This is a genomic window from Actinoplanes sp. NPDC020271 (assembly GCF_044388125.1).
Taxonomy (GTDB): Bacteria; Actinomycetota; Actinomycetes; order Mycobacteriales; family Micromonosporaceae; genus Actinoplanes.
Map to the genome: position 1 here is coordinate 212,839 of NZ_JBIRWQ010000002.1, position 11,993 is coordinate 224,831.

The 11,993-nt window shown below is 69.6% G+C and carries 9 protein-coding genes; 2 read left to right on the plus strand and 7 right to left on the minus strand.

Going from position 1 to position 11,993, the window contains the following annotated elements; genetic code table 11:
* Positions 1–129: 129 nt before the first annotated feature.
* The 5 genes from glgB to ACH442_RS04730 form a co-directional block, all read right to left on the minus strand.
* The gene (gene glgB / locus ACH442_RS04710) at positions 130–2,280 is read right to left on the minus strand and encodes a 1,4-alpha-glucan branching protein GlgB (RefSeq protein WP_396121213.1); all 2,151 of its coding nucleotides are present in this window, start codon (positions 2,278–2,280) and stop codon (positions 130–132) included.
* A gap of 25 nt (positions 2,281–2,305) precedes the next feature.
* Positions 2,306–3,619: a maltokinase gene (locus ACH442_RS04715; protein WP_396121214.1), complete on the minus strand. Its 1,314-nt coding sequence runs from the start codon at positions 3,617–3,619 to the stop codon at positions 2,306–2,308.
* Positions 3,616–5,373: a maltose alpha-D-glucosyltransferase gene (gene treS / locus ACH442_RS04720; protein ID WP_396121215.1), complete on the minus strand. Its 1,758-nt coding sequence runs from the start codon at positions 5,371–5,373 to the stop codon at positions 3,616–3,618. The genes ACH442_RS04715 and treS overlap by 4 nt, the downstream gene beginning before the upstream one ends.
* 11 nt (positions 5,374–5,384) lie before the next feature.
* The gene (locus ACH442_RS04725; protein WP_396121216.1) at positions 5,385–7,349 is read right to left on the minus strand and encodes an alpha-1,4-glucan--maltose-1-phosphate maltosyltransferase; all 1,965 of its coding nucleotides are present in this window, start codon (positions 7,347–7,349) and stop codon (positions 5,385–5,387) included.
* Positions 7,350–7,502: 153 nt separating this feature from the next.
* Positions 7,503–8,258 carry a spermidine synthase gene (locus ACH442_RS04730; RefSeq protein WP_396121217.1) on the minus strand — a complete coding sequence of 252 codons (756 nt, stop codon included), beginning with the start codon at positions 8,256–8,258 and terminating at the stop codon, positions 7,503–7,505.
* A 93-nt stretch (positions 8,259–8,351) separates the two neighbouring features.
* Between ACH442_RS04730 and ACH442_RS04735 the strand changes: the two genes are divergently transcribed.
* Positions 8,352–9,008 (plus strand): hypothetical protein, encoded by a 657-nt coding sequence (locus ACH442_RS04735; RefSeq protein ID WP_396121218.1) that lies wholly within the window; start codon positions 8,352–8,354, stop codon positions 9,006–9,008.
* A gap of 271 nt (positions 9,009–9,279) precedes the next feature.
* Here the strand turns inward: ACH442_RS04735 and ACH442_RS04740 are convergent, their stop codons facing one another.
* Positions 9,280–9,747, minus strand: coding sequence for a PPOX class F420-dependent oxidoreductase (locus tag ACH442_RS04740; RefSeq protein ID WP_396121219.1), 468 nt, complete (start codon positions 9,745–9,747; stop codon positions 9,280–9,282).
* On the minus strand, positions 9,747–10,589 hold the full coding sequence (gene ppgK, locus ACH442_RS04745) for a polyphosphate--glucose phosphotransferase (RefSeq protein WP_396121220.1): 843 nt from the start codon (positions 10,587–10,589) through the stop codon (positions 9,747–9,749). The genes ACH442_RS04740 and ppgK overlap by 1 nt, the downstream gene beginning before the upstream one ends.
* Positions 10,590–10,830: 241 nt before the next feature.
* Here ppgK and ACH442_RS04750 point away from each other — a divergent pair, with 241 nt between their 5' ends.
* Positions 10,831–11,619 carry an RNA polymerase sigma factor SigF gene (locus tag ACH442_RS04750; protein WP_396121221.1) on the plus strand — a complete coding sequence of 263 codons (789 nt, stop codon included), beginning with the start codon at positions 10,831–10,833 and terminating at the stop codon, positions 11,617–11,619.
* Positions 11,620–11,993 lie beyond the last annotated feature (374 nt).

Consider the following 11,993-nt stretch of genomic DNA (forward strand, 5'->3'; position numbering starts at 1 on the left):
TGCGGCGAGGCATCCCCCGGGCGCCGGCCGCGCGAGCCCGGCCCGGTCCCGGAGGTGCCTCGGATGCGGCAAGGCACCCCGGGCGCCGGCCGCGCGAGGCTGGCCGGCGCCCAGAGGTGCCTCAGAGCGTCACTTCTCGAGTTTGAGCCAGAGCGTGCCGAGCGGCGGCACCCGCAGCGCCGCCGAGTGGTCGAAGCCGTGCCACGGGATGTCCTCGGCGTGGACCGCTCCCATGTTGCCGACGCCCGAGCCGCCGTAGAGCTCGCTGTCCGTGTTGATCGCTTCCTGCCAGCGGCCGCCGCGGGGCAGGCCGATGCGGTAGTTCTCGTGCGGTACGGCGGCGAAGTTGACGACGCACGCCATCGGGTCGCCGTTCGGGGCGAAACGGACGAACGAGAACGTGTTGTGCTGCGAGTCGTCGCTGGTGATCCAGCGGAAGCCGGACGGCTGGGTGTCCTGCGTCCAGATCGCCGGCGTGTCCTTGTAGACCCGGTTGAGGTCGGTGATCAGGCCTTTGACGCCGCCGAACTGCGGGTCGTCGAGCAGCGCCCAGTCGAGGCCACGTTCCTCGCTCCACTCCCGCAGGTCGCCCATCTCGGCGCCCATGAAGAGCAGCTGCTTGCCGGTGAACGCCCACATGAAGCCGAGCAGCGCCCGCGTGTTGGCCAGTTTCTGCCAGAGGTCGCCGGGCATCTTGCCGGTCAGCGAGCCCTTGCCGTGCACCACTTCGTCGTGGCTGATCGGCAGGACGTAGTTCTCGCTCCAGGCGTACACGGTGGCGAAGGTCATCTGGTGGTGGTGCCACTGCCGGTAGATCGGCTCCTTCTCCATGTAGGAGAGGGTGTCGTTCATCCAGCCCATGTTCCACTTGAAGCCGAATCCGAGCCCGCCGAGGTGGGTCGGCCGGGTGACGCCGGGCCAGGCCGTGGACTCCTCGGCGATGGTGACGACGCCCGGGTGGTTCTTGTAGACGGTCGCGTTCATCTCCTGCAGGAAGCTGATCGCGTCGAGGTTCTCCCGGCCGCCGTACTGGTTCGGCGTCCACTCCCCGTCCTTGCGGGAGTAGTCGAGGTAGAGCATCGACGCGACCGCGTCGACGCGCAGGCCGTCGGCGTGGAACTCCTCGCACCAGTAGAGCGCGTTGGCGACCAGGAAGTTGCGCACCTCGGTGCGGCCGAAGTCGAAGACGTACGTACCCCAGTCGGGGTGTTCGCCGCGACGCCAGTCGCCGTGCTCGTAGAGCGGGGTGCCGTCGAAACGGGCCAGGGCCCACGCGTCCTTGGGGAAGTGGGCCGGCACCCAGTCGAGGATCACGCCGATCCCGGCCTGGTGCAGCTTGTCGACCAGGTGACGGAACTCGTCCGGGCTGCCGAAGCGGGAGGTCGGGGCGAAGTAGCCGGTGACCTGGTAACCCCACGAGCCGCCGAACGGGTGCTCCATCACCGGCATCAGCTCGACGTGCGTGAAGCCGGTCTCGACGACGTAGTCGACCAGTTGCTCGGCCAGCTCGACGTAGGAGAGGCCGGGCCGCCACGAGCCCAGGTGCACCTCGTAGCAGCTGACCGGCTCCTGGTGCCACGCCTTGGTGGCTCGCGCCCGCATCCACGGCTCGTCGTGCCACTCGTACGAGGACTGGAAGACGACCGACGCGGTGGCCGGTGGCACCTCGGTGTGCTGGGCGAGCGGGTCGGCGTGCTCACGCCACTGCCCGTCCCGCCCGAGGATCTTGAACTTGTACTTCGTGCCGACGTGCGCCGACGGGACGTAGATCTCCCACACCCCGCTGGAGCCGAGCGAGCGCATCGGCCACCCGTCGTACGGCCCCCAGCCGGCGAAGTCACCGATCACCTGCACGCCGCGGGCGCCCGGGGCCCACACCGCGAACGCCACGCCGGTGCCACGCGGCTGGGCGCCGAGCACCTTCCACAGCTTCTCGTGCCGGCCCTCGCCGATCAGGTGCAGGTCGAGTTCGCCCAGAGTGGGCAGATGACGGTACGGGTCGTCGCACTGCGTCCCGTCCACGTCGAGCCGGTAGTCGAGAACCGTCCCGGGCAGCTCGGCCGCGAAGATCCCGTCCGGGTGGACCTGGGTCATCTCGTACCGCTGCTCCTCGTGCAGCACGGTCACCTGCTTGGCGCCCTTGCGCAGCGTGCGGATGACGGTGTGCCCCCCGCCCGGGTGCGCCCCGAGGACGGCGTGCGGATCGTGCGTGTCGCCGGCGATCACGGCGTTCATGGCCCGCTCGTCGGCGGCCAGGCGAGAGGTGGTGTGCCCGATCATCTTCGCTTCCTCTGACATTAGGGGGTCAGCCGACCAGCCGGGCGATGGAGCGGAGGGGGATCCGCAGCCACCCGGGCCGATGCCGGGCTTCGTAGGCGGTCTCGTATACCGCTTTGTCGAGTTCATATGCCGCCAGCAGCGCGTCTTCCGTGCGCGGGTCGAGGCCGGAGGCGTTCGCGTACCCGTCGCAGAAGGCCGACCGGTTGCGGTCGACCCACTCGCGGGCCCGGGCGGCCAGGTGCTCGTCGTCGTCCTGGTCGACCAGCAGCTGGTACGCCGCGTACTCGTAGGACCGCAGCACCCCGGCCACGTCCCGCAGCGGGGAGTCGGGCAGGCGTCGTTCGTCCAGCGGCTGGCCGGGCTCACCCTCGAAGTCGATCAGCAGCCAGGCCTCCGGGGTGCGCAGCACCTGCCCGAGGTGCAGATCCCCGTGTACGCGCTGGACCGTCACCTCCCGCCCGGTCAGCGACTCGAACCGCTCGGTGATGGCCGGCACGTACTGCTGCAGCTCGGGCACCGCGTTCGCGGCCGTCCGGAGCCGGGCGAGCACGGCGTCGACCGGGAACGGCGAGGGCCCGGCGCCCAGTTCCTGCGCGAGCGTCAGGTGCACCGACGCGACCGCCTCGCCGAGCCGGTACGACTCGCCCTGGAAGTCCCCACCGGCCTCGTCGGCCCGGAATTCCGCGTCGGCGAAGAGGTCCCGGGCCGACGCGGTCGCCATCGCCCAGCCCTCGGCCGAGTTCGCCGCGTAGGCCGTGACCATGCCGAGCGAGCACTGCCCGGAGTCGTCGGTCGTCTCGAACGAGCCGAGCAAGCGGGCCACGTGCGGGTTCCCCGCCCGCCCGAGCACCCGGTTCAGCTCGATGTCCGGGTTGATCCCGCAGGTGACCCGGCGGAACACCTTGAGGATGGCGTCCTGCTCGAAGATCACACTGGTGTTGCTCTGCTCGGCGTCGAACACCCGGGGCCACAAGTCCAGCGGCAGGTCGGCGCCCGGCTCCTTCTGGAAGGTCAGGTCACCGACCGGCTCGGACGCGTCCACCAGGCCGAGCAGGTACCGCGCGGCCTCGGGGGAGTAGAGGGCGTCGTACGCCGGCCGGCCGTCGTCGTCGGTGCCGATGGTGGCGACCGTGCTGTACTCCGGCAGCAGTTCCGCGCCCCGGCCGACGATCAGCTGGTAGCGCTCGGAACTGCCGTCGGTGTACGAGACGTCCAGCAGGACGAGCTCCAGATTCTCTCCCAGCGGGGTGCTGGACGCCTCCTTCAAGGAAGCGAGCACCCGGCTACGACCCGCGTACCAGCGTTGTTTCGGTAACCACTCGGCATAGGGCAGCGTCATTGCTTCTCCTCGGACCCGCACAACTGGAACCAATAGAAGCCGTGGCCCGGAAGCGTCAACAGGTACGGGAGCTGGCCGATCCGCGGGAAGTTCACGTGGCCGGTCAGTTCCACCGGGGTGTACCCGTTCCAGTGCTGCAGGTTGAGCTCGATGGGCTGCGGGAACCGCGACAGGTTGTTGACGCAGAGCACCACGTCGTCGCCGTACTCCCGCAGGTAGGCCAGCACCGAGGGGTTCGAGCCGCCGAGCTCGCGGAACGTGCCGACGGCGAAGGCCTCGTGCCGGCGGCGCACCGCGAGCATCGTCCTGGTCCAGTTCAGCAGGGAGGTCGCGCTGTCCCGCTGCGCCTCCACGTTGACCGCCTGGTACCCGTAGACCGGGTCCTGATTGACCGGCAGGTAGAGCCGGCCCGGGGTCGCGGTGGAGAAGCCGGCGTTGCGGTCCGGGGTCCACTGCATCGGGGTGCGCACACCGTCCCGGTCACCGAGCCAGATGTTGTCGCCCATGCCGATCTCGTCGCCGTAGTAGAGCACCGGCGAACCGGGCAGCGACAGCAGCAGGGCGGTGAACAGCTCGATCTGGTTCCGGTCGTTCTCCAGCAGCGGGGCCAGCCGGCGGCGGATGCCGACGTTGGCCTTCATCCGGGGATCCTTGGCGTACTCCGAGTACATGTAGTCGCGCTCTTCGTCGGTGACCATCTCGAGCGTGAGCTCGTCATGGTTCCGCAGGAAGATGCCCCACTGGGTGTTCTCCGGGATGGCCGGCGTCTGTGCCAGGATCTCCGAGATCGGAAAACGCGATTCCCGCCGTACGGCCATGAAGATGCGCGGCATCAACGGGAAGTGGAACGCCATGTGGCACTCGTCGCCGCCGGACTTCGGGTCGCCGAAGTACTCCACCACGTCGGCCGGCCACTGGTTCGCCTCGGCCAGCAGCACGCGCCCGGGGAACTCGTCGTCGATCACCTTGCGGCAGTGCTTGAGGAACGCGTGGGTCTGCGGCAGGTTCTCGCAGTTGGTGCCCTGCTCCTCGAAGAGGTAGGGGACCGCGTCGAGCCGGAAGCCGTCGATGCCCAGGTCCAGCCAGAAGCGCAGGACGTCGAGCATCGCCTCCTGCACCTTCGGGTTCTCGTAGTTGAGATCCGGCTGGTGGGAGAAGAACCGGTGCCAGTAGAACTGCCGCCGGACCGGGTCGAACGTCCAGTTCGACTCCTCGGTGTCGACGAAGATGATCCGCGCGTCCTGGTACTTCTCGCTGGTGTCGTTCCAGACGTAGAAGTCCCCGTACGGCCCCTCGGGGTCGTGCCGCGACGCCTGGAACCACGGGTGCGAGTCCGACGTGTGGTTCATGACCAGGTCGGTGATCACCCGGATGCCGCGCTTGTGCGCCGCGTCGAGCAGCGCCACGAAGTCGTCGACCGTGCCGAACTCGGGCAGCACCTTGTAGAAGTCGCGGATGTCGTAGCCGCCGTCGCGCAGCGGCGAGTCGTAGAACGGCGGCAGCCAGAGGCAGTCGACGCCCAGCCACTGCAGGTAGTCCAGCCGCTCGATCAGGCCGCGCAGGTCGCCGCCGCCGTCCGAGCCCGAGTCGTAGAACGCCCGGACCAGCACCTCGTAGAAGACGGCGCGCTGGAACCAGGTGCGGTCCGCCGGGAGGGCCCGGGCGTGGCCGAAGTCCTCCGAGGACGGGTGCTCCACCACGCCGTCCTCGTTGTGACTTCCCTCAGCCGGGTCGTGCTCGCTTGCCAAGTCCATCAGGTGTCCCCTTACCCCGCCTGCACCACGAAGATGTGCGCCGGTTCGACGTACGGGTCGATCCGGACCGCGTTGTACTGCCCCCACTCGTACGTCGCCCCGGAGATCTGGTCGACCACGGTGAAGCGGTCGTGCCAGTCGAGCCCGAGGGCCGGCATGTCGAGCGTGGTGTTGCCCCACTGCACGTTGCTGGAGTCGAACGAGACGATCACCAGCACGGTGTTGCCGGTGTCGGCGTCGCGCTTGGAGAAGCACAGCAGCGCACCGTTGTCGATCTCGTGGAAGCGCAGATTGCGGAGCCAGTGCAGGGCGGGGTTCTGCTCGCGGATCCGGTTCAGCTTGGTGAGGTACGGCGCGAGCGACCGGCCGGCCCGCTCGGCGGCGGCGTAGTCGCGGGGTTTGAGCTCGAACTTCTCGTTGTCGATGTACTCCTCCGAGCCCGGCCGCGGCACGTGCTCGAACAGTTCGTAACCGGAGTACATCCCCCAGGACGGGGTGAGCATCGACGCCAGCACCGCGCGGATCTTGAACATCGGCGGGCCGCCGTGCTGCAGCGACTCGTGCAGGATGTCCGGGGTGTTGGGCCAGAAGTTGGGCCGCATCCAGTCCACCGAGGTGAGCAGCTGCTCCATGTACTCGCGCATCTCCTGCGCGGTGGTGCGCCAGGTGAAGTACGTGTACGACTGCGTGAAGCCGATCTTGCCGAGCCCGTTCATCATCGCCGGGCGGGTGAACGCCTCGGCCAGGAACAGCACGTCCGGGTGGGTCTCCTTGACCTTGGGGATCAGCCACTGCCAGAAGTTGACGGCCTTGGTGTGCGGGTTGTCGACGCGGAAGATCCGCACGCCGTTGTTCACCCAGTGCATCACCACGCGGTAGACCTCGTCGCGCAGCGTGCGATAGTCGTTGTCCCAGTTGATCGGGTAGATGTCCTGGTACTTCTTGGGCGGGTTCTCGGCGTAGGCGATCGTGCCGTCGGCCTTCGTGGTGAAGAACTCCGGGTGCTCGGCGACCCACGGGTGGTCCGGCGCGGCCTGCAGCGCGAGGTCGAGCGCGACCTCCATGCCCAGCTCCTCGGTGCGCTCCCGGAACGCGATGAAGTCCTCGAGGGTGCCCAGCTGCGGGTGGATCGCGTCGTGGCCGCCCTCGTCCGAGCCGATGGCCCACGGGGAGCCGACGTCCTCCGGCCGGGCCACGAGGGTGTTGTTGCGGCCCTTGCGGTTGATCTTGCCGATCGGGTGGATCGGCGGCAGGTAGACGACGTTGAAGCCCATCTCGGCGATTGCCGGGAGACGGTCCATCGCCGTACGGAAATTGCCGTGTTTGATCGGGGTGGCGTCCGGACCGATCTCGGCGCCCTCGGAGCGCGGGAAGAACTCATACCACGCCGAGTAGAGGGCACGTGCGCGATCGACCCAGACGGCGAACGACCGCGTGGTGGTGACCAGCTGTCGCACCGGGTGGTGCCAGAGCAGTTCCTCCAGGTCGAGCGCCGGGGTGACCCGCGAGAACAGTGACCGCTGCTGATCACGCAGCGCACCGGCCGCGGCGCGGACCCGCTCCTCGTCCTCGGCCGGCACGATCTTGGTCGCCAGGTCCAGGATGTCGGCGCCCTCGGCGAGATCGTTGGCCAGGTCCTCGGCGCCTTGCCCGGCGCCGATCTTCTTGACCACGGCGTCCCGCCATGTCCGGTACGGATCGTCGAACGCCTCGACGGTGAACGTCCAGCGGCCCACCTGGTCGGGCCGGATCGTGGCGTGCCACTGGTCCAGCCCGGGCGAACCGGGGGTCATCCGGGTGAACGGCTTGGTCTCGCCGTCGGGGCCACGCCATACCACGTTCACGCCGAGCGCGTGGTGTCCTTCGCGATAGGACACCGCGGAAACCGGTACGAGTTCGCCGACCACCGCCTTGGCGGGGTAGCGGCCACCGGAAACGGCCGGCGTCACGTCTTCGATGGGGAAGCGACCGGTCATGATCTCCACCGTAGTCAGAGGGGCTCAGGAGGACTCGGCGACCGGAAAAACCACCGCCGTCGTCCTATGACTTCTCCGCTGTGGAGACTCTGAAACTTAGGGGCGCCGCGAAACGGCCGATCGCCGAAGCTTCTTCAACCTACCGGAAGTGCCCTATGACTCCGCATCCGTACGGGGCCGCGCGCCGCCGGAAAACACGACAAGTTCACCTTCCCGCAACAGGCGCTCCCCGCGACTCACCCTCAGCGAGGGAACGGCTCCGGCGAGCAAGATCAGGTTGCCGGCCCGGCGTCCTTTCAGCACCGCCGTCTCACCGAACACTGCGACCTCGTCGAACGCTGCCGCCACCGTGGCCACCCGGATCCTGGTGAATGCCGTCGGGGGCACATCGGTCACGTTCATCACGGCCAGCCCACCCGGCCGCAACACCCGTCGCAGATGTCGTGAGAACTCCACCGTGCCGAGATGTGCGGGCATCGCGGCGCCGTGGAAGACGTCCACGACGATCACGTCGTACCGCCGATCCGGTGTCGTCTCCAGAGCGTGCCGCGCGTCGCCGACGACGATCTCCACCGGGAACGCCGGCGGGATCCGCTCCATGACGACGTCGATCAGCTCACCGCTGATCTCCACCACGGTCTGCGCCACCCCCGGCCACCACCGGGCCGCCAGGCGCGGGACGGTCATCCCGCCCGCGCCCAGATGCAGGATCCTTCCCGGTACGGCGTGACGCGCCCGCAGAGCGCGTGCGATCAACCGGACGTAGGCGAGTTGCAGGTGCTCCGGGTCCGTCACGTCGACGTACGACTGCGGCACCCCGGCCATCATGAGCGTCCAGCCGCCCGGCCGGGCCGGATCGGGAACCAGCTCCAGGCCCTCGGGTGTCCCTCGGTTGCCGTGCGTTGCCATCGAGGAACCTTACTCAAGGGGCCGTCCGCGCGACCGAGTTATCCCTTCGACGCCAGCCGAACACCGGCCGGCGCCTGAGGCAAGGAGAACGTTGTGGCCGGACCGTCGACCGCCCTGTCCCCGGTGATCGCCGCCAGCACCCACTGGCTGGCCCGGGCGTACCCCGGTGGGGAGTCGAACACGGTCGCGCACACCCTCTCCGAGCTGCAGGCCCGGCAGGCCGTCACGGTCGCCGCGTGGCTGCGCTACCCGACCGAGATCGACGCCGCGCTGGTCGCCATCGCCGGGCCCGGCGGCTCCGCGCTGCTGGACTGGAAGGCCGGCAGCGAGCCCGAGGACGAGTTCGCCGAGGGCGAGGGCTGGCGCACCTGGGTCGACGAGGTCGTCGTCAGCTGGGCCGCGTGCCTGCTCGCCGACCCGATGCTGGCCCGCCGCGGCGTCGACGCGGTGATCGCCGCGATCCCGGCGCCCGCGCCCGCCCCGGAACCCCGCCCGCGCCCGCACGCCCGTCGGACCGGTGGCCTGCCCAGCGAGTTCCGCCGGCTGCTCTCGCCGGACGCCCGCGACCGCGAGGCCGCCACGCTGCTGCGCCACCCCGACCTGCTGGAGCCGGTCGCCGCGATGCACCGCGACACGCTCCTGTACCTGCTGGACGCGGAGACTGGGTCTGATGGCCTCGCTCCGCTCGGCGGGATCGCGCCCCTTGGGGTCGTTGTCGAGGACACCGGCATCGACCACGGCTTCGCCTAGCCGATTTCGGCGTCCCCGGCGACGACGGGCGCGATCCGCTGCGGTTCCGCTCAGACCACCCTCAGACCACCCTCAGCCCTCTTCGCCCGGTGCGCTGGGGCGTCCCCCGACGCCCGCCGGACAGCGCGCCTGACCCCCTGCGAAGAGGGATGGAACCGTACGGCCGGCACCCCGTTGTCCTCCTCGGGGTGCCGGCCGTACGGCCTTGCGCCATGGCCTCGCTCCGCTCGGCGCCCTCGGCGACGACTGGCACGATCCGCGCCGGCTGCCCTCAGCCCTCGGCGAGTCGCGCCGGGAAGCCGCCGGTGGCGATCGGGCCCCACGCGTCGATCGTGATGCGGATCAGGCACTTGCCCTGGTCGATCATCGCCTGCCGGTACTCGTCCCAGTTCGAGTGCTCGCCCGCGATCACGCGGAAGTACTCCACCAGGGGCTCGACCGCGTCGGGCAGGTCGATCACCTCGGCCGTGCCGTCGACCTGGACCCACGCGCCGTTCCACTCGTCGGAGAGCACGCAGACCGTGACCCGCGGGTTGCGCCGGATGTTGGCGACCTTCGCCCGCTCCGGGTAACTGGAGATCACGATCCGGCCCTCGGTGTCGACGCCGCACGTGTTCGGCGAGGACTGCGGGCGCCCGTCCTTGCGGACCGTCATCAGGATCGCGTGGTGCCGCGGCCGCAGGAACTCCAGCAGCTCCTCCCGGCTCGCCCTGGTGTTCGTGGCGATCGTGCGGGCCATCAGCGCGCCTCCCCGGCGTTCACGGAGTGTGCCTCGGCGGCCTCCGGCGTGCCGGGCCGGCTCGCGTCCACCGGGATCGAACCCGGGTGCTGCCCGCCGCGCCCGGTCGTGGCCTGCTCGGCCGAGACGGCCGCGCCGATGATGCCGGCGTTGTTCAGCAGCGTCGCCGCGACGACCGGGGTGCGGATCTCCAGCAGCGGGAAGTACTTGTCGGCCTTCTTGCTGACGCCGCCGCCGATGATGAACAGCCGGGGCGAGAGCAGCATCTCGACGTGACGCAGGTACTTGGTCACTCGATGCGCATACTTCTCCCAGCTCAGATCCTCCGCCTCCCGGATCCGGTCGGCGGCGATCAGCTCCGCGTCCTTGCCGTCGATCTCCAGGTGGCCGAGCTCGGTGTTCGGCAGCAGCACCCCGTCGAGGAACAGGGCGGTGCCGATGCCGGTGCCCAGCGTCACCATCATGATCAGGCCGGACTGGTCCTTCCCGGCGCCGAACGCGACCTCGGCCGCGCCCGCCGCGTCCGCGTCGTTGAGCACCGTCACCGGCTTGCCCAGCCGCTCGGAGAACAGCCGCGCGGCCGGCGCGTCGATCCACGACTTGTGCACGTTCGCCGCCGTGCGCGTCACGCCGTCGACGACCACACCGGGGAACGTCACCCCGACGCTGTCGAAGCCGTCGAACTTGGCCGCCACCTCGGCGACCGCGTCCACCACGCTCTCCACGTCGGCCGGCTGCGGGGTGGGCACGCGGAAGCGCTCGTCGAGCAGCTCGCCGCCCACCGTGTCGACCGGCGCGCCCTTGACGCCCGAACCGCCGATGTCGATGCCGAGGATGGTCATCCGTCTTCCCGTCTTCCTGCTGGTCACTACTGGCGTGCTGTCTATCACGAGGGTGCGACACCGCAACCCGGCGCACACCCCCGGGTGAATTCGATCGGTAGTTCCCCTATTTACGTAGAGTCACTCATACTTTCGGCTAGGCACGGCTAGTCTTGTCGGCTAGCGTGGCAAGTCAGGACGGATTTACCGAACGGTCGCCGAGCGCGGGCACGGCTCTCTGCCCGCTGATGGAGGACCACCCATGACAGTGATCGAGGTTCACGACAGGCAGTCGCTCAGCAGCACCCAGACCGCCGCGAGCGACCTGCTCAACACTTTGGCGGTGACCGCACCGGGCCACGAGCGGTCGCGGCTGCGCGACAAGGCGATCGAGGCGTGGCTGCCTCTCGCCCGCCACCTGGCCAACCGTTACTCCGGCCGGGGCGAGCCCACCGACGACCTGGTCCAGACCGCCACCGTCGGTCTGATCAAGGCGGTCGACAAGTTCGATCCCGAGCGCGGGGTCGACTTCGCGGGCTACGCGATCCCGACGATCATCGGCGAGATCAAAAGACACTTCCGCGACCGTACGTGGTCGGTGCGCGTCCCTCGTCGCCTGCAGGAGCTGCGTCTGGCGATCACGGAGGCCAACAGCACGCTCACGCACCAGCTGGGCCGTTCCCCGACCGTTCCGGACATCGCCCGGCACCTCGGCATCAGCGAGGAGGACGTGCTCGAGGGCCTCGAAGGCGCCCGTGCCTACAACGCCACTTCGCTGTCCACGCCGATCAGCGCGGACGGCAGCACCGAGCTGGGCGACACCCTGGGCGGCGAGGACCACGAGTACGAGCTGGCCGAGACCCGGGTCGCTCTCGGCCCGGCCCTGGCCACCCTGGACGACCGCGAGCAGCGCATCCTGACCCTGCGCTTCTACGGCAACTTGACGCAGTCGCAGATCGCCGACCAGATCGGCATCTCCCAGATGCACGTCTCCCGCCTGCTCACCAGGGCTCTCTCCAAGCTCCGTTCCCACCTCGCCACCGACCTCTGACCACCCGCGCCCAGCCCGCTGTTCCCGGCTGGGCCCCGGGGGTGTTCCGGCGGACCGGAAGCACCTCGGGAGGCCGGCCGGACAGCGGGGGCGCGCCGTTCCCGTGACCGAACGCCGACCTTGCGCCCCGACCGGCGAGCGCACGACGAACACCACCCCGCCCGCTGCCGGCCCTGCTGCAGCACCGGGCGTCGTGGGCGGGTTTGTTGCTCTGAGCGGGACCACCCACGGACGTCGCCCTTCCGGGCCGAGCAGGGGCGCCCCGCGCCCCTGCTCGGCCCGGAAGGGTCCCCGCGGGAGCGGCGGAGAGGGACCACGGCGGACGTGGGACAAGAAGCTCTTGAACTTGATCTTGACGTTGAGACGCCCACCGC